Origin of the sequence: Embleya australiensis, assembly GCF_051903075.1 — a bacterium.
GTDB lineage: Bacteria > Actinomycetota > Actinomycetes > Streptomycetales > Streptomycetaceae > Embleya.
On the sequence record NZ_CP182422.1, the window covers coordinates 5986661 to 6004320 of the forward strand.

Annotated in this window: 14 protein-coding genes; 3 read left to right on the top strand and 11 right to left on the bottom strand. The window is 71.9% G+C overall.

The annotated features are described in order from the left end of the window. Positions 1-3 precede the first annotated feature (3 nt). Entirely contained in the window at positions 4-870 is an 867-nt protein-coding gene (locus tag ACMXN5_RS25920) for an ATP-grasp domain-containing protein (RefSeq protein ID WP_439677221.1), read from the top strand. A gap of 161 nt (positions 871-1031) precedes the next feature. Here ACMXN5_RS25920 and ACMXN5_RS25925 read toward each other — a convergent pair whose 3' ends face one another. The 4 genes from ACMXN5_RS25925 to ACMXN5_RS25940 all read right to left on the bottom strand — a co-directional run bounded on the left by ACMXN5_RS25925 (position 1032) and on the right by ACMXN5_RS25940 (position 4964). Then, positions 1032-1988, bottom strand: coding sequence for an ABC transporter substrate-binding protein (locus tag ACMXN5_RS25925; protein WP_439677222.1), 957 nt, complete (start codon positions 1986-1988; stop codon positions 1032-1034). A 77-nt stretch (positions 1989-2065) separates the two neighbouring features. Continuing rightward, positions 2066-2863: an ABC transporter ATP-binding protein gene (locus ACMXN5_RS25930; RefSeq protein WP_395791588.1), complete on the bottom strand. Its 798-nt coding sequence runs from the start codon at positions 2861-2863 to the stop codon at positions 2066-2068. After that, positions 2860-3819 carry a FecCD family ABC transporter permease gene (locus ACMXN5_RS25935; protein WP_439677223.1) on the bottom strand — a complete coding sequence of 320 codons (960 nt, stop codon included), beginning with the start codon at positions 3817-3819 and terminating at the stop codon, positions 2860-2862. Before ACMXN5_RS25935 ends, ACMXN5_RS25930 begins: the two co-directional genes overlap by 4 nt. Positions 3820-3992: 173 nt before the next feature. After that, positions 3993-4964, bottom strand: coding sequence for a FecCD family ABC transporter permease (locus ACMXN5_RS25940; protein WP_395792004.1), 972 nt, complete (start codon positions 4962-4964; stop codon positions 3993-3995). Between the two features lie 222 nt (positions 4965-5186). Between ACMXN5_RS25940 and ACMXN5_RS25945 the strand changes: the two genes are divergently transcribed. Then, positions 5187-6875 carry an amidohydrolase gene (locus ACMXN5_RS25945; RefSeq protein WP_439677224.1) on the top strand — a complete coding sequence of 563 codons (1689 nt, stop codon included), beginning with the start codon at positions 5187-5189 and terminating at the stop codon, positions 6873-6875. Between the two features lie 334 nt (positions 6876-7209). Here ACMXN5_RS25945 and ACMXN5_RS25950 read toward each other — a convergent pair whose 3' ends face one another. Then, positions 7210-7701 carry a hypothetical protein gene (locus ACMXN5_RS25950; RefSeq protein ID WP_439677225.1) on the bottom strand — a complete coding sequence of 164 codons (492 nt, stop codon included), beginning with the start codon at positions 7699-7701 and terminating at the stop codon, positions 7210-7212. Positions 7702-7867: 166 nt separating this feature from the next. On the opposite strand from ACMXN5_RS25950, the gene ACMXN5_RS25955 reads away from it, so the two are divergent. Continuing rightward, complete coding sequence (locus ACMXN5_RS25955) at positions 7868-8629, top strand: DUF4239 domain-containing protein (RefSeq protein WP_439677226.1); 762 nt, start codon at positions 7868-7870, stop codon at positions 8627-8629. Positions 8630-8771: 142 nt separating this feature from the next. Here the strand turns inward: ACMXN5_RS25955 and ACMXN5_RS25960 are convergent, their stop codons facing one another. The 6 genes from ACMXN5_RS25960 to ACMXN5_RS25985 all read right to left on the bottom strand — a co-directional run bounded on the left by ACMXN5_RS25960 (position 8772) and on the right by ACMXN5_RS25985 (position 17529). After that, a complete protein-coding gene (locus ACMXN5_RS25960) occupies positions 8772-9569 on the bottom strand; it encodes an ABC transporter permease (protein ID WP_439677227.1) in 798 nt (265 codons plus the stop codon). Beyond that, entirely contained in the window at positions 9566-10477 is a 912-nt protein-coding gene (locus ACMXN5_RS25965; protein WP_439677228.1) for an ABC transporter ATP-binding protein, read from the bottom strand. Before ACMXN5_RS25965 ends, ACMXN5_RS25960 begins: the two co-directional genes overlap by 4 nt. Before the next feature lie 3108 nt (positions 10478-13585). Beyond that, positions 13586-14257, bottom strand: coding sequence for a response regulator (locus tag ACMXN5_RS25970; RefSeq protein WP_439677229.1), 672 nt, complete (start codon positions 14255-14257; stop codon positions 13586-13588). Beyond that, complete coding sequence (locus tag ACMXN5_RS25975) at positions 14254-15465, bottom strand: sensor histidine kinase (protein ID WP_439677230.1); 1212 nt, start codon at positions 15463-15465, stop codon at positions 14254-14256. The genes ACMXN5_RS25970 and ACMXN5_RS25975 overlap by 4 nt, the downstream gene beginning before the upstream one ends. Positions 15466-15559: 94 nt before the next feature. After that, positions 15560-17047, bottom strand: a complete 1488-nt coding sequence (locus tag ACMXN5_RS25980; protein WP_439677231.1) for an MFS transporter — start codon at positions 17045-17047, stop codon at positions 15560-15562. Then, positions 17044-17529, bottom strand: coding sequence for a nuclear transport factor 2 family protein (locus ACMXN5_RS25985; RefSeq protein WP_439677232.1), 486 nt, complete (start codon positions 17527-17529; stop codon positions 17044-17046). Before ACMXN5_RS25985 ends, ACMXN5_RS25980 begins: the two co-directional genes overlap by 4 nt. Positions 17530-17660 lie beyond the last annotated feature (131 nt).

The following is a 17660-nucleotide window of genomic DNA, read 5'->3' on the forward strand; positions in this document are numbered from 1 at the left end:
CACGTGCGGATCTGCCTCGTCACCGACCGCCCCGACCACCCGCTTCTCGCGGACACCCGCGTCCTGTTGACGCCGCGTCACGAGGTCGTCGCGGTCGACCCGGACACCGTCACCGCCGACCACCCGATCACCGCCGACGTCTACCTGCTCAAGGCCCGTACCGCCCGGGCGCTCGCGTTCGCCGAACGGGCCGAGCGGCACGGTGCGCGGGTGCTCAACTCGGCGGCGGCCACCCGCGCCTGCCAGGACCGGGTCCGGATGGCCGAACTCGCCTGGGCCGCCGGACTGCCGTTCCCGGACACCACCGCCTTCGCCTCACCCGCCGAACTGCTCGACACGGGACCGGCGTTCCCGTTGATGGTGAAGAGCCGACACAGCCGCAGGGACGACCTGGTGGCGCGGGTCGACGACGCGCCGGCACTGCGGGCGATGGCCCGGGAGTGGCCCAACGAGCCCATCGTGGCCCAGGAGTTCGTCGACAACGGCGGCTGGGATCACAAGTTGTGGGTGGTCGACGGGCACGTCTTCGCGGGCCTGCGCCGCACCGCGCTCGACGGCCCCGCCGAGACCAAGCCGATCGCCCCGCAGGACCTGCCGACCGGCTGGGCCGCGCTCGCCCGCCGGGTGGGCGAGGCGTTCGGTCTCGACGTCTACGGCGTGGACATCCTGGAGGTCGACGGCGTTCCGTCGATCATCGACGTCAACGCCTTCCCCGGCATGCGCAACATGCGCGGCGCGCCCGAGGCCCTGGCGGAATTGGCCACCGGATCCGGGATGCAGCCGAGTACCCGAATGTCGGCCGAGGCGGAGTTGTCCGCCTCCTGTCCGACCGGCGCAACGCACCTGGAGCGGGCAGAACCCATCCGCTGATCCCCGGCCACTGCACACGTGTCAAAGACGGTGCGCCGAGACGTCCAACGCCCAGCCCCGACGGTGTGGTCGCCGTCCGGGGCCAACGCGTCCAGGCGCCCGCGCTCGTCGGCCGGGGCGCGCAGCATCGTGGTCGTCGACGCCCGACACGGCCCGAGGCCTCAACCGCGCTTCGGCAGCAGCCGTTCCAGATCGGTCAGGACATGGTCGGCGGCCGTGTAGCCGGTGCCGACCATCCAGTATTCGTCGTCCACCTCGTGCGCCCGACCGGCCTTGACCGCGCTGAGCGTCTTCCACAGCGGGCCGCCGGTGACCTTGTCGTGGTCGGTCTTGTCCTTCGGACCGTACGTGGCCACGAAGATCACGTCGCCGTCCGCCTGTTCGATCCGCTCGGCGCTCACCTCGACCATGAAGGTGTCGACGTTCTGCGCGGCCGGGCGGCCCAGGCCGATCTCGCTCAGGATGGCGCCGACGAACGTGGCCTTCCCGTACAGCCGGTTCTGGCCCGCGACGAAGCGCAACACGCTCACCTTCACCGCACCCGGGTCGCCCTGTGCGCTGCCCAACGCCTTGGCCCGCGCGGTGAACGCGGCCACCACCCGGTCGCCCTCGGCCTTCTTGTTCAACGCGTCGGCGTCGAGCAGGAAGTTCTGCCGCCACTGGGTGCCGGCCTGCTCGGAGAAGACCACCGGGGCGATCCGGCTCAGCGCGTCGTAACGATCGGCGTCGCGGACCAGGCTGCCCAGGATCAGATCCGGCTTCAGCGACGCGATCACCTCCAGGTTGGGTGCCCCGATCGCGCCGACCTCCCTGATCCCCGCCGTTTTGTCGCCGTGATACCTCGGGAACCCGGCGCCGGGACTGCCCACCACCGAACCCACGGGTTTGACGCCCAGGGTGAGTGCGGTGTCCAACTCGCCCATGTCGAGGGTGACCACACGCTTCGGCGCGACGGGGACCTTGACCACGCCCTTGGCGGTGCGCACCTCGCGGGTGTCGGCCGAGCCGGACTCGGTGCCCTTGCCGCCGTCGGCGCCCTCGGAGGAGCACCCGGTCAGGACGAGCGCGGCGACCACGCCCAAGACGGCGGCGACGCGGGACAGGGAGGCGGATCTCATCGGAACTCCTCGAAGAACGGCGGCGGGCGGCGACCGTGATCGCGCACGACCGGCGGGCCGAACGGGAAGCGCGTTCGCTACCCGATCTTTCGGGGTTGCCCCGGAACCACCATCGGAGCACCCGTCACCGGGCAGGGGATGACCACACAGTCGAGCCCGAAGACCTCGCCGACCAGATCGGCCGTGACGATCTCGCCCGGCGCGCCCTGCGCCACGATCGCGCCGGAGCGCATCGCGATCAGGTGATCCGCGTAGCGGCACGCCTGGTTGAGGTCGTGCAGCACGGCGACCACCGTGCGCTCGCGTGTGACGTTGAGCTCGCGGACCAGGTCGAGCACCTCCACCTGGTGGGCGATGTCGAGGAACGTGGTCGGCTCGTCGAGCAGCAGGATCCCGGTGCCCTGGGCGAGCGCCATCGCGATCCACACCCGCTGGCGCTGCCCGCCGGAGAGTTCGTCCACGTAGCGGTCGGCGAGTTCGACCACGTCGGTACGCCGCATCGCGTCGGCCACCACGTCCTCGTCCTCGTCCGACCACTGCTGCCACCAGCGCTGGTACGGCTGCCGGCCGCGCGCGACCAGATCGGCGACGGTGATTCCCTCCGGCGGCACCGGGCTCTGCGGCAACACGCCGATCCGCCGGGCGATTTCCCGGGTGGGCAGGTCGCGAAGCGCCGCGCCGTCGAGCAGCACGCTGCCGCCGACCGGCTTGAGCAGCCGGCCGAGCGAGCGCAACAGGGTGGATTTGCCACAGGCGTTCGGGCCGACCACCACGGTGACCCTGCCCGCGGGCACGTCCAGGTCCAGGTCGCGGACCACGATCCGGTCCTCGTAGCCCAGGGTGAGCTCCCGGGCGGCGAGCTGATGGGTGGTCACGAGGCGCCTCCGGAACGGGATCGGGTCAACATCCACAGCAGGTACGGGCCGCCGACCGCGGCGGTGAGCACACCCACCGGCAACTCGGCGTCGGAGATCAACATGCGTGCGCCGATGTCCGCGACCACCACGATCAGCGCGCCGAGCAGCGCCGAACACACCAGCGGTACCTGGGGGGTTCGGGTCAGCCGGCGGGCCACCTGCGGCGCCACCAGGGCGACGAAGTCCACCGGCCCGGCTGCCCCGGTGGCCACCGACGCGAGCAACACGCCGACCACGACCAGGCCGAGCCGGATCCGACCGAGCCGGATGCCGAGGGCGATCGCGGTGTCGTCGTCGAACCCGGCCGACCGCGACGCCCGCGCGGCCCACACGATCGCCGGGGTCAGCGCGAGCAACACCCAGAACAGCGGCTCGCCCTGGGACCAGCCGCGCCCGTTCAGGCTGCCCGACATCCACACCTTGGCCTGCTGGGCGAGGGCGATGTCGGCCTTGGTGAGCAGCAGGTTGGTGACCGAGTACAGGGCCACCGACACGCCCACGCCGATCAGCACGAACCGCTGCGCGTTCAGCCCGCGACGCCAGGCCAGCACGTACACCAGGAAGGCGGCGATGGTGCCGCCCGCCACGGCGGTGAGCGGGGTCGCCGTGGGCCCGCCGTAGCCGAAGACCAGGCCGAACACCACGGCCGCGGCGGCCCCGTGCGAGACGCCGATCACGTCCGGGCTGGCCAGCGGGTTGCGCGCGACGGTCTGGATCAGCGCGCCGGCGATGCCGAAGGACAACCCGACCAGGAGCCCGACGGTGGCGCGCGGCAGCCGCAACGTCTCGACCACGAAGCTGTCGTCGGTGCCGACCAGCACCTTGAGCACGTCGCCGGGAAGGATGAAGCGCTCGCCCACACAGAGGCTGAGCAGGAATCCGGCCGCGAGCAGCACCGCCACGATGCTGGTCACGACGACGGAACGGCGATGCAGGAGGAAGGAGAAGCCGGGGCGACGGACCAGAAGGTGACCGTAGGGGCGGTAGCTCGGGTGGCCGGGGCGACTCGGGTGGCCGGGGTTGCTGTGGCGGCTCGGGCGGCCCGGATTCCCCTGGCGACTCCGGCTGCTCTGGGTGCTCGGCTGCTTCATCCGGACACCACCGGCTTGCGGCGCACCAGCGCGACCAGGATCGGTACGCCGATCAGCGCGGTCATCGCGCCCACCTCGACCTCGGCGGGCGGGAACAAGACCCGCCCCAACACGTCGGCGACCAGCAGCAGGATCGGCGCGAGCAGCGCGGACATGGCCAGCACCCACCGGTGATCGGTGCCCACCAGGGCCCGGGCGGCGTGCGGAACGGCCAGGCCGACGAAGGAGATCGGGCCGGTCGCGGCCACCGCGACGCCGGTCAGCACGGTCGCGCCGAGGCCGCCGAGCACCCGGATCCGGTTCACCTTGTGGCCCAGGCCCTTGGCCACGTCGTCACCGAGCGCGAGCGCGTCCAGACCACGCGCGGTGGCCGCCACCAGGAGCACGCCCACGCCGAAGAACGGCAACATCTGCCAGGCCACCTCGTCGGTACGCCCGGACAGCGAGCCGACCAGCCAGAACCGGTACTGGTCCAGCGTGCCCTGATCGGTGGTCAGCACCATGGTGATCACCGCGCCGAGCGTGGCCGCCAGGGCCTGCCCGGACAGCGCCAGCTTCACCGGCGTGGCACCACCGCGCCCCCGCGCCGCGACCGCGTACACCAGTACCCCCGTGCACAGCGCACCGGCGAAGCCGAACCAGACGTAGCCGGTCAGGCTGCTCACCCCGAACACCGCGATCGCGGTCACCACGCCGGCGGCGGCGCCGGTACTGATGCCCAGGATCCCGGGCTCGGCGATCGGATTGCGGGTCAGCCCCTGCATGCAGGCGCCGGCGATACCGAGGGAGGCGCCGACGAGCAGGGCCACGACGGTACGCGGCACCCGCATCGAGTTCACCACGATGGCGTCGGTGGAGTCGCCGCCGTGCACGAGCGCGTCGAGCACCACGCTCGGGGCGATGCCGCGACTGCCCACGGCGAGGCTGAGCAGACACGCGGCGGCCAACACGAGCAGCACCGAGACCATCAGGAGGGCTCGGCGCCGCGTCGTTCGACCCCGCGTCGGGAGGACGTTCACTGGAGCAGGTTAGGCTGGCCTAATATGTCCGCCCCAGGCGGGGGGCGGGTTCGGCGCGGGTCTTACGCAGGGTCGCCGGACGACTGCGCCGGACGACTGCGCCCGACGCGTGCGCGCGGATCGTGGGCGAGGGGTTGCGTCGAGCGGTGTGAACGCCTAGGAGTGGGCGTCATGACGACGACCTTGTTCCGCGGCACCATTCGCACCGGCGCGGGCGCGGGTACGGGCGCGGGTACCGGCGCGGGTACGAGCGCGGGCACGGGGTCCGGCTGCGGCTCCGGCGCCGGAGCCGCAGCCGGCTCGGGCTCGGGCGACACCGATGCGCTGGCGGTGCGGGACGGGCGGGTCGTTGCGCTGGGTGCGGATGCGCTCGCCCTCGCGGCTGTCGCCGACGAGATCGTCGACCTCGGCGACGGCCTGCTGCTCCCGGCGTTCGGGGATGGGCACGCACACCCCCTCTTCGGCGGCCTCGAACACTTCGGGCCGCGGATCAAGGGGCTCACCCGTGTCGAGGCGATCGCCGCCGAGGTGGGGCGCTGGGCCGCCGAACACCCGGACGAGGAGTGGATCGTCGGCGCCAGTTACGACCCGACCCTGGTCCCGGACGGCGAGTTCGACGCCCGTTGGCTGGACGCGGTGGTAGCCGACCGGCCGGTGGTGTTGCGGGCGTACGACTATCACACGGTGTGGTGCAACACCGAGGCGCTGCGCCGGGCCGGGATCGGCGACGCGACGCCGGAGCCGCGACTGGGCCGGATCGTACGACGCCCGGACGGCTCGCCGATGGGCACGCTGCGCGAGTGGCACGCGTGCGACCTGGTGCTGGATCGGGTGCCGGGCCGGCCGTTGGACGAACTGGTCGACGCGCTGCGGGTGGCCGGCGAGGCGTACGCGAGCGCGGGGCTGACGTGGGTTCAGGATGCCTGGGTGGAACCGGAGATGGTGCCGGCCTATGTCGAGGCGGCGCGGCGTGGGGCGTTGGCGTTCCGGGCCACCCTGGCGTTCCGGGCCGATCCGGATCGTTGGCGCGCGCAGCGGGCCGAGTTCGTCGCGGCGCGGGCGACGGTGGCGGCCGAGGGCGGGCCGCTGTTGTCCGCGCGGACGGTGAAGTTCTTCGCCGACGGGGTGATCGAGGGCGGCACGGCGGCGATGTTGGCGCCGTACTGCGACGCGCCGCACAGTTGTGGGATGCCGGTGTGGGCGCCGGCCGCGTTGGCCGAGGCGGTCACCGCGTTCGACGCGGACGGGTTCCAGGTACACATCCACGCGATCGGCGACGCGGGGGTGCGCGCCGCGCTCGATGCGATCGAGGCCGCCGCGTCGGCCAACCCGGAATGGGACCGGCGGCCGGTGATCGCACACGTGCAGATCGTCGACCCGGCCGACCTGGCCCGGTTCGGCCGGCTCGGGGTGATCGCCAACTTCGAGCCGCTGTGGGCCCAACTCGACCCGCTGCAAGTGGAGTTGTCCATTCCGCGTGTGGGCGTCGAGCGGGGCGGACGGCAATACCCGATGCGCGGCCTGCTCGATTCGGGTGCGCCGGTGTCGTTCGGCAGCGACTGGCCGGTGAGTTCGCACCGGCCGATGGAGGGCATCCAAGTCGCGGTCACCCGACGGACGTTCGAGGGCGCGCCGGAGCGGGGCTGGGCGCCCCACGAGCGGTTGACGGTGGATCAGGCGCTGGACGCGTATACCGACGGGGTCGCCTATCAGGCGTTCGCGGACGACCGGCGGGGTCTCGTGGTGGGCGCGGCGGCCGATGTGGTGTGGCTGAGCGCGGATCCGCGTGGGGCGGATCCGATGACGCTGGGGGAGATCGCGGTGTGGGGGACGTGGTTGGCGGGGGCGCGGACGTACTGAGCGGGGTTGCCCTGCCTCTCTGAGCGGGTCGCCCTACCTGTGCCCTTCTGCCTTGGGGCGCCCCAACTCTGCCCTTCTGCGTTACGACTTCCGCTTCCCAATCAACCGGTTGTTGGGTAACTTTCGGATGGCTGTGCATATTTGGTCGGTGGATGACCCGTTCGAGTGAATCGAAGGGCTATTCGGGCCAAAGCCGGTGATTTGACGAGACGATCGCTCCCATGAGCGCATGGGGTCGGGCGCGCCGGTGGGGGTGCGTGGTCGGGGCGGGGGCCTTGTTGGCCGCTCCGGCGAGTGTCGCGTGGGCGGGGTCGGGGTCGGGTGCCGGCGGTGGTCATACGCCCGGTGCGCATGCGGATGTGTGCGTTTCGATCGGTGGGTCGCCCGGGGCGAGCGTTCGGGTCGATGTGACGCCGGCCACCGGGCCGCCGACCGGGGGGATCGGGCTCACGGTCGATTTCCGGTTGGTGCGCAACGGGTCCTGCCGGCCCACGGCAAGCCCCAAGCCGTCGCCGACGCCCACGACGCCCAGGCCCACCACGCCCAAGCCGACGCCGCCTCCGACGAAGCCGACACCGGTGCGGAGTACGCCGGCTCCGCCGGTGGAGCGCGCGACGCCGATGGCGGTGGTCGTACCCAAGGCGACGCCGCCTCCGGTGCGGACGACGCCACCACCGCCGCCGACCACTCCGCCGCCGACGACCCCGCCGGTGGTGGCCCCGCCGCCGCTGCAACCGATCGCGGTGCGGCGGCCGTTGGCGCGGCCGGCTCCGGCGCCGCCTCCGGTGCGGGGGAACTCGCTCGTCACCACGACGTTGCTGATCACCGCGCCCGCGATTCTGGCCGGTGCCGCGCTCAAGCCGCGCGGCCGGGCAGGGGCGCGCGGATCGGGCGGCGGTGGCGGCGGCGGCCGCGGCTGAGGCGCCGGGTTTGCCGCCTCCCCGGCTTCCGACTCCCTGGATTTCTTGCCTTTTTTGCCCCGGAGGTCATCCGTGACGCATTGGGTTGTACTGGCACTCGCGATGGTCGCGGTGTGCGCGGTCGTCCTCTCCGTCGTCGTGCTCAAGCAGCGGCGGTTGCCGGACGACGACGACCCGTCGGCCACGCCGGACGTGCTCGAATACATGACGATGATGATCGGTGTCGTCTACGCGATCGTGCTCGGTCTCGCGATCGCCGCCGTGTGGGAGGGGCGGAGCGCGGCCGAGGACGAAGTGCGGCGCGAGGCCCAGGCGTTGCACGAGGTCAGCGAGCGAGTTCGGGTCTATCCGCCGCAGGTGCGCGATCAGATCCGAGCGGACATCGACGCCTATGTGAAGTACGTGGTCAAGGACGAGTGGGGCTATATGGCCGACCACGGCGAATTGTCCCCGCGCGCTTCGCAGCTGTTCGAGACCGTACGCAACGAGGTGACGGACTACGCGCCGCAGGGCGACCAGGAAACGCAGATGTACCAGCCGATCCTGGACCAGGTCGCGATCGCGGACGACGCGCGGCAGGCGCGGGGTGGGCAGGCGGGCACGTCGATGCCGGGGCTGGTGTGGTTCGGCCTGATTACCGGGGCGATCGTCACCGTCGGGATGATCTTCACGCTGCAGATCCGCAGATCCGCACCGGAGTTGATCGTTGCGGGGTTGTTCAGTGCGTTGATCGCGTTCCTGCTGTTCCTGATCTGGGACCTGGACGCACCCTTCGGGCAGGGGATGACGGCGGCCTCGGACGCGTTCGTGTCGTTGTTCCCTGGGGCGAAGTAGGGGCGGAGGGGGAGGAGGGCTCTGATAACGGGCCCACTGAATTCGCCGAGGTCCGCTGCCACGCCGAGGTCCGCCGCCACGCCGACAAACCCGCCGCGCGGCGCGATCACCTGCTCGGCGGGGCCGTCGATCGTTCGGCGGGTCAGTCCACCTCGGTATGGATGACGCGATAGGTACCGATGACCAGTGGAGTGAGCAGCCAGATGGCCATCGTGGTGGCCAGCCTGGCCCACTCGACGCCGCTGATACCGGTGTCGTAGAGCGGGTCGAGAGCCGGGCCCGGGTTGACCCAGCGATTGACGGACTCCATCGCGGAGACGAGGCCGGCCAGGATCCCCAACACGCTCGGCACCATGAAGAAGGTGACGATCGCGAGCGGGGCGTTGAGGAACAGCACGCCGAACCCCACACCCAGGGTGATGCTCAGGATCGCGGCGAGCAGCACCGAGGCGAGCATCGGGCCGGGGATGGACGAGTTGCCGGCGCCTCGGTCGGTAAAGCCGGCGACCCCCCGACCCAGCGTGGCGCACAGCAGCCCGAACACGACGCCGAACAGGGCCAGGATCACCCCGGCGGCGACCTTCGCACCGAGCACCCGACGTCGATCGGGGACCAGGGCGAAGGTGGTCAGTGCCGTGCGCTGGGACCATTCGGAGGTCACGGCCAGGATCCCGACCACCGGGAACAACACCGCCACGCCGGCCTGCGAGGAGGTGAGGAACGACCCCCAGGTGCGGTCGTCGCGGGGCGCGGCGGTCAGGGTCACGACGACGAGGGCAACGGCGGCGAACGCGACCACGGCGAGCAGCCAACGGCCCGCGCGGGTGTCGGTCATCTTGCGCAGCTCGACCTCGGTCAGCCGGAGCAGGGTCGGTGCGGCGACGGGCGCGGCGATGGTTGGGGTATCGGGTGCGGTAACGGGTGCGGCGGCGAAGGTCACGACCCGGCCTCCTGCGGGGCGGAGCCGAGTCGGCTCAGGAACATCTCCTCGAGTCCTTCGTGTTCGGCGGGGCGCAGTTCGCGCAGTACGACGCCGGCACTCGCGGCGGCGCGGCCGACCGCCTCGGCCGAGGCGTCGACCAGGAAGGCGCCGGCCGGGTCGGCCGGGGCGGTCGGGTGGTGGGACAGGCCGGCCTCGGTGAGCGCGGCGTGCAGCGCGGCCGGGTCGAGGGCGGCCACCAGGGTGCCGGCCGGGGCGGTGAGGAGATCGCCCTTCGTGCCGTCGGCCACGACGCGGCCCTTGGCGATCATCACGATGCGATCCGCCACCGCCTCGATCTCGCGCAGTTGGTGCGAGGACAGCAGGACGGTGCCGCCGCGGTCGGCGAAGTCGCGGAGCAGGGTGCGCATTTGGAAGACCCCTTCGGGGTCCAGGCCGCTGGTGGGCTCGTCCAGGATCAGCACGGTGGGGTCGCCGAGCAGGGCCTGGGCGACGCCCAGCCGCTGACGCATCCCGAACGAATAGCCGCCGACCCGACGCCGCGCCGCGGGTCCGGACAGGCCGACCAGGGCGAGCAGTTCGCCGACGCGGGCCCGGTCCACGTCCAGGATGCGGGCACACAGGGCGAGCGTCTCGCGCCCGCTGCGCCCCGCGTGCTGGGCACTGGCGTCCAACAACACGCCGACGTGGCGCCCGGGATTGGCCAGTTGCCGATATGGGACACCGTGGATCGTCGCGCCCCCGCCGCTCGGCGGCGTGAGCCCGCAGATCATCCGCATCGTGGTGGACTTCCCCGCCCCGTTGGGCCCCAGGAACCCGGTCACGGTCCCCGGCTCACACCGAAAGGAAACCCCATCGACGGCAACGTGTTCCCCGTAGCGCTTGGTCAATCGCTCAACACTGATCATGCCCCCAGCCTGACCACCCCAGACGGCCCCCACAGCGCCCAACGGTCCACACTCGCCGGCCTTGGTCTACACCTCACCCAACCAAGGACACACCGGAAACTGCTGGATGGCGCGGTCGGTTGCGCCGGTGGGGCGGGGGAGGGGGAGGCATGAAGGAAGGGCGTGACCAGAAGACCTCGAGAGCGCGAGCTCAGGGCGGCCTGAAGCGGGGCGCGGGCGCTGAGCGGCCGGGGTCCACGGGCGAGAGGCGGCGTTGCCCCGGGGGAAGGGCGCCGGCGGTAGCGGTAGCGGTAGCGGCAGGCTGGGCGGGCGGCCGGGTCGAGCGCCGTGGGATGCGTCCCCGAGCGGGTGGGGCGTTTCCGGCGGGCGTTGCGCTGTTGGTTGCGGGTGGCGGGTCCGGGGGCTGGTCAGAGTCGGTGATGGGCCGCCGCCGGCGTGCGGGGCTCCGAGACCTGGGGTTTCCGGCGAGGCGGGCGCGTTGGTCGGCGAAAACCGGCCGGCAGCGGGCGAGCGGGTGGGTAGCCGGGTTGAGTCCGCCGGGGCACCTTTCCGAGTGGGTCGGGTGCTTTCGGCTGGGGTTGCGTCTTTGGTTGCGGGTGGCTGGTGCGGGGTTGGTCAGAGTCGGTGATGGGCCGCCGCCGGCGTGCGGGGCTCCAAGACTCGAAGCTCCCGACGAGACGGGCGTGTTGCTCGGCGAAAAAGCGGCTTGCAGCGGCGGGCAGGGAGGGTGGTCGGGTCGAGTCGTCCGGGTGGCCTTCTCGGGTGAGTCGGGCGTTTCCGGCGCCTGTTGCGTCTTTGGTTGCGGGTGGCCGGTCCGGGGTTGGTCAGAGTCGACGATGCGCCGCCGCCAGCGTGCGGGGCTCCGAGACCCGGGGCTTCCGACGAGGCGGGCGCGTTGGTCGGCGAAAACCGGCCGGCAGCGAGGGAGCGGGAGGGCAGCCGGGTTGACCCGCCGGAGTGCCTTTCCGAGTGGGTCGAGTGCTTTCGGCCGGGGTTGCGCCATGGGTTGCGGATGGCTGGTGCGGGGCTGGTCTGAGTCGGTGGTGGGCCGCCGCCAGCGTGCGGGGCTCCGAGACCCGGGGCTTCCGACGAGGCGGGCGCGTTGGTCGGTGGAAACCGGCTGGCAGCAGCGGGCGGGGAAGGAGGGGGCTCGGGTCGAGTCCGCCGGGGCCTTTCCCGAGTGGGTTGCGTGTCTTGGCGAGAGTCGTTCTTGTGGTTGCGGGTGGCTGGTCCGGGCTGGTCAGAGTCGACGATGGGCCGCCGCCAGCGTGCGGGGCTCCAAGACTCGAAGCTCCCGACGAGACGGGCGTGTTGCCCGGCGAAAACCGGCTGGCAGCGGCGGGCAGAGAGGGTGCTCGGGTCAGGTCTGCCGGGGCGCCTGCCCGAGTGGGTCGGCTGGTTTCCGGCAGGCGTTGCGCTTTTGGTTGCGGGTGGCTGGTGTGGGGCGGGTTTGAGTCGGTGGTGGGCCGTCGCCAGCGTGCGGGGCTCCGAGTCCCGAAGCTCTCGACGAGGCACACGTGTTGGTCGGCGGAAAACCGGCCGGCAGCGGGGGCTGAGAGGGCGCTCGGGTCGAGTTCGCCGGGGAGCGTTCCCGAGTGGGCCGGGGTGGTTGGGGGGTTTGGACAGGGTTGGGGTTCGGAACCGGATCGCGGTGCGTGGTTTCGGGCTTTGAGCGCCCGTGACCTGCGGTTTTGCGGGGGCGGGGGGCACAGTCGGGCGTCGAGTGCCGGTTTCGTGCGCTCCGACCCCTCGACGTCGGTGTGGGGCCGAAACTGCTCAGTGGGGGTCGACTTCGCGTGCTGCGCCCTCACAAAGGCCGTCGAGGAGACCGAAAGTGCCCGGTGGAGGTCGAAACCGGATCCCGAGGCACCAGCAAACCACTCCCAGCAACGCTGACCTGCGGTTTTCTCTCACTCAAGGGCTGCGGCACCCCCACGGGATCCGGTTTTGTGAACCGACGCCACCCACCGCCCATCGAAATTACCCGACCCACCCGGGACGCCTCCCCGTAGACCTGACCCGAGCCCCCTCCCCCGCCGCTGCCAGCCGGTTTTCGCCGACCAACACGCCGGCCTCGCCGGGAGCTTCAGGTCTTGGAGCCCCGCGCGCTGGCGGCGGCCCACCACCGACTCTGACCAGCCCCGCACCAGCCACCCGCAACCAAAGACGCAACATGCGCCGGAACCGCCCGACTCACTCGAAAAGGCCACCCGGAGGACTCGACCCAACCGCCCTCCCTGCCCGCCGCTACCGGCCCGGTTTTCGCCGACCAACCCACCTATCTCGTCGGGAGCCCCCGCCTTGGAGCCCCGCACGCCGGCGGCGGCCGACCGCCCGACTCTGACCAGCCCCGGACCAGCCCTCCGCAACCACAAGCGCGACTCTCGCCGAAGGCACGCGACCCACTCGGGAAGGCCCCCGGGGAACCCGACCGGACCATCCACCCGCTCCCTCGCTGCCGGCCGGTTTTTTGCTGAGCAACAGACCTGTCTCGCCGGGAGCGTCGAGTCTCGGAGCCCCGCACGCCGGCGGCGGCCCATCGCCGACTCTGGCCGACCCCGGACCAGCCACCCGCAGCCACAAGCGCACCGCCCGTCGGGAACGCCCGGCCCTCTCGGGAAGGTTCCTTGGCGGACTCGACCCGAGCCCCTCCCTGCCCGCTGCTGCCGGCCGGTTTTTTGCTGAGCAACAGACCTGTCTCGCCGGGAGCGTCGAGTCTCGGAGCCCCGCACGCCGGCGGCGGCCCACCATCGACTCTGGCCGACCCCGGACCAGCCACGCGCAGCCACAAGCGCACCGCCCGTCGAGAGCGCCCGGCCCACTCGGGAAGGTCGGCCGGAGTACTCGACCCGACCACCCACTCCGCCCCCGCTGCCGGCCGGTTTTTGCCAAGCAATGCACTCGCCTCATCGGAAGCCTCAGTCTTGGAGCCCCGCACGCCGGCGGCGGCCCATCACCGACTCTGACCGGCCCCGGACCAGCCACCCGCAACCACAAGCGCAACGCACGCCGGAAATCACCCGACCCACCCAGGGAGACCCCCGGAGAACCCGACCCGACCCGACCGACCACCCGCCCGCCCGCCCACCCCGCCCCGCGCCCGCTGCGCTACGTGTCGTTCGATGCGTCGTGTACCAGCAGCGCGATCTGTACGCGGTTGTTGAGGTCCAGCTTGGTGAGTAGTCGGGAGACGTACGCCTTGACCGTGGCGATGCTGATGGAGAGTTCCTTGCCGATTTCGGCGTTCGTGTGGCCCTTGCCGACCAGCGTGGCCACGGCGCGTTCGCCGTCGCTCAGGTGGGCGAGGGCGGATTGGGCTCGGGCTCGGCGGGGGTCGATGGTCGTTGCGGCGACGTAGGTCATCATGCGGCGCAGCACGTCGGGGGAGAGCATCGGTTCGCCGGCTGCGACGCGACGGATGGCCTCGACGATGTCCGGCGGAGGGGTGTGTTTGAGCAGGAAGCCGCCGGCGCCGGCCCGCATCGCCTTGAGGATGTGGTCGTCGGTGTCGAAGGTCGTCATCACGATCACCTCCGGCGCCTCGGGGCGGGCCCGTAGGGTCGCGGTGGCGGCCAGGCCGTCCACGCGGGGCATCCGGATGTCCATCAGCACCACGTCGGGCCGGTGTTCGTCGACCGCGCCGAGTACGTCGGCGCCGTCGGACACCTCGCCGACGACGCGGATGTCCGGCAGCCCGGACAACATCATGGACAGTCCGGCCCGAACCAGCGCGTCGTCGTCGACGACGAGGACCCGGACACAGCCGTCGGTGCTTTTCACTTGGCCAACGGTAGCCACACGCGCAGGCTGAAGTCGCCGTCGGCGGTGGGGCCGTGGTCGAGGCGGCCGCCGACCAGGGCGACGCGTTCGCGCAGGCCGATCAGGCCGGCGCCCGCGCCGGGGATGGCGGTGGGGCGGTGGCCGTGGGGGAGGCGGTTGACCACCTCGATGGCGAGGCCGTCGTCGGGGGCGGGGGCGACGAGGACCCGGACCCGGGCGCCGGGGGCGTGTTTGCGGGCGTTGGTCAGCCCCTCCTGGACGATCCGGTACGCGTGTCGGCCGGTGCGTCCCGATACCGACGGCAGGTCGGCCAGGTCCAGAGCCACGGTCGCGCCGGCCAGTCGCGATTCCTCGATCAGCGCGGGCAGGTCGTTCAGCACGGGCTGGGGCCGCTCGGGCTCGCCGTCGCCGTCGTCGTCGGGGTGGGCCCGCAGGACGCCGATCACCTCGCGCAGGTCCTCCAGCGCCTCGAACGCGCATTGGCGGATCACCTCGGCGGCGCGGGCCTCCTCCGGCGAGGCGCCGGCCCGGTACTCCAGCGCGCCCGCGTGGATCGCGAGCAGCGAGATCCGATGCGCGAGCACGTCGTGCATCTCCCGGGCCAGCCGCTCGCGTTCGAGGTGGCGGGCCTCCTCCACGCGCAGCCGCTGGCCCTCCTCGGCCTGCCGGGCCCGCTCGCGCCAGGACGCGGTCAATTCGTGCTGGGAACGGATCAGCATGCCGGTGGCCACGGCCGTGGTGATCAGCAGCGTCATGGCCAGGACCGACGTCCAGTAGGCGCGGGCCGATTCGGCGCCCACCCAGAACGTGCCGGTGATGAGCGTGAGGTCCAGGACGACGACGGACGCGACGACCCGCCAGGGCCGGTGGATCGCCAGGCCGAGCAGGGCCACCGGCGCGGATCCGGTGAGCGCGGCCGAGAAGAAGCCGACGAGTATCCAGGTCACCGCGAGCCCGGTCGGTCGGCTGCGGCGCAGCAACAGCATGGCCACGAACATGACGCCGCCGAGGATGATCTCGACCGGGACGTTCGGCGGGTTGGCCTCCTGGAGGGCGGTTGCGAGGATCAGCGAGCCGAGTCCGAGGGCGCCGAGCGCGTAGCCGAGGTCGACGTTCCATTCCCGGCGGGTGCGTTGCGGGACGAGGCCGCGGACGAGACCGGTAGGGGGCGCGCCGGGGACGGTTCGGCTGTCGTGGCTCGTGATCACACTCCAGCCTAGGCAGCGCCGTCGGTGTTCCGGCAGTGACCGGGAGTCGACGCCGCCATCGACTTTGGTCGGCAGTTCGCCCGCCGTCGGGCCGCTACCGCCCCGCCTCCACCCGATCCGGCTCCACCACCGTCGGCGCCCCCCGTACGCTTCGCCGCGCCCCCGGGATCGACCACGCCAGCACGGCCGCGAGGAGGCAACCAGCCCCGAGCATGCCGAAGCAGACCAGGTAGCCCGTCAACCCCGGCGCGTGGGCGATGCCCGCCGCCCGGGCCGTGGCCACGCCTGCCGGGCTCGCGCTCAGGATCGCGCCGAGTACCGCCGTCCCGGTCGCGCCGCCGACCGTGCGCAGCACCGCGTTCATTCCGTTGGCCACCCCGGTCATGTCCGCCGGCACGTGGTCGTTGATCAGCGCCGGCATCGCCGAGAAGGCCAGTCCCAGGCCGAACCCGAACAGCACGCCGACCATCGAGAACGCCCACCAGTGCCCGTGCAGCGGCAGCAGGAGGGCGAACGCCGTGCCGCTGAGCACCGGCCCCAGGACCAGCGCCGGTTTGGGGCCGTGGCGATTGGTCATCCGGGCGGCGACCGGCGCGGCGGCCAGGTTGCCGAGGGTGCCCGGGAGCATGATCAGGCCCGCGATCAGTACCGACTTGCCGAAGCCGTAGCCGAGCGCCGACGGCGCCTGGATGAACGGCGGGAACAGCAGCGACGAGCCGTACATCGCCATGCCCGTGAAGATCCCGGACAGGTTGGCCAGCAGGACCGGACGGCGGGCCATCACCCGCAGGTCGACCAGGGGTTCGGGGTGGTGCAGGGCCCAGCCGATCCAGGCGGCGAAGAGCAGTACGGCCAGAGTCAGCCCGCCGACGACCAGCGGATCGCCCCACCCGGATCGGCTGCCCGTACTGACCGCGGCGAGCAGCGCGGCCAGCCAGCCGGACAGGGTCAGCGCACCGATCAGGTCCACGTGACCCTGCCGCCGCTCGGCGGTGTCCGGCACGACGCGCCACACCATGACCATGGACAGCAGCGCGACCAGCGCGGAGAGCCAGAACAGCAGGTGGTAGTCCCAGCGGTCGGCGATCAGCCCGGTGCTGACCGAGCCGAAGGTGGCGCCGACGCTGATCGTGGCGCCGATGGTGGCGATGCTGCCGGCGGAGCGTTCCTTGGGGAACTCGTCGCGGACCACGCTGAGCGCGAGCGGGACCACGCCGCCGCCCATGCCCTGGAGTACGCGCCCGGCGATCAGCATCACGTAGGAGGTGGTGCACGCGGCCAGGATCGAGCCGAGCGCGACCGCGGCCAGCGCGTACAGGAGGAAACGTTTGCGCCCGCGCAGGTCGCCGAGCCGGCCGAGCAGCGGGGTGGCCACGGCCGAGGCGAGCAGGTTGCCGGTGAGCACCCAGGCGATGGCCGAGCTGGAGACGCCGAGCCGGTTCTGCAGTTGGGGCAGGATCGGCGAGACCACGGTCTGCATGACCGCCATCGTGGTCGCGGCGAAGGACAGGGCGACCAGGATCGTGGTCGGGCCGTGGCGTTTGGTCGATGTGCGCCCGGCCCCCTTCGGATCGGTGCTCATGCCGTCAGCGGCCGGTCCTCGACCCAGTCACAGTGCAGGGTGCGGGTCTCGATGCGCCAGCCCTCGTCGGTGCGCACGAACGTGTCCAGGTAGCGGATGGACATCACCCGGTCGCGGCGCACGCCGTCCGACTCGTAGATGTGGTGCGCGGTGCAGTACGTCTCGCCGTCGGCGCGGTTGCCGTCGGGGGTGAAGGTGATCAGCTGATTGGCGATCAGGTGGGTGGTGACCAGGTAGCGGTCCAGGCTCGCCAGCGCCCGGGCGATCTCGGCGCGGCCGGCGCGTACCGCGGGGGGTTCGGTGGATCCGGGGTCGCGGTGGATCACCAGGCGGCCCTCGGGGGTGAACATCGAAGCGACGAGGTCGGGCTTGCGGCGGTCCGCGCCGTGTGCATAGATCTGCACCACATTGCGGAGTTCGCTGCGATCGCGCAGTCGGCTCGGCGTGTGCGCAGCGGGCGAATCCGCCTCGTCGTCGTGCATGTCCACCCTTTCGGCAACCGTGTTCGCATGCTGGCAGCAGTTGGATGACACACGCAAGTTAATCTGACGTTGCGTCAGTTACACTCCCCGCGCCATCGCACCACGTCGCGGCGGTACGCCGGCCCCGAATC

Coding starts and splice junctions, on each gene's coding strand:
- ACMXN5_RS25925 (WP_439677222.1), bottom strand. CDS start 1,988: ATGAGATCCGCCTCCCTGTCCCGCGTCGCCGCCGTCTTGGGCGTGGTC.
- ACMXN5_RS25940 (WP_395792004.1), bottom strand. CDS start 4,964: ATGGTCTCGGTGCTGCTCGTGTTGGCCGCCGCGTGTCTGCTCAGCCTC.
- ACMXN5_RS25945 (WP_439677224.1), top strand. CDS start 5,187: ATGACGACGACCTTGTTCCGCGGCACCATTCGCACCGGCGCGGGCGCG.
- ACMXN5_RS25965 (WP_439677228.1), bottom strand. CDS start 10,477: ATGATCAGTGTTGAGCGATTGACCAAGCGCTACGGGGAACACGTTGCC.
- ACMXN5_RS25980 (WP_439677231.1), bottom strand. CDS start 17,047: ATGAGCACCGATCCGAAGGGGGCCGGGCGCACATCGACCAAACGCCAC.
- ACMXN5_RS25985 (WP_439677232.1), bottom strand. CDS start 17,529: ATGCACGACGACGAGGCGGATTCGCCCGCTGCGCACACGCCGAGCCGA.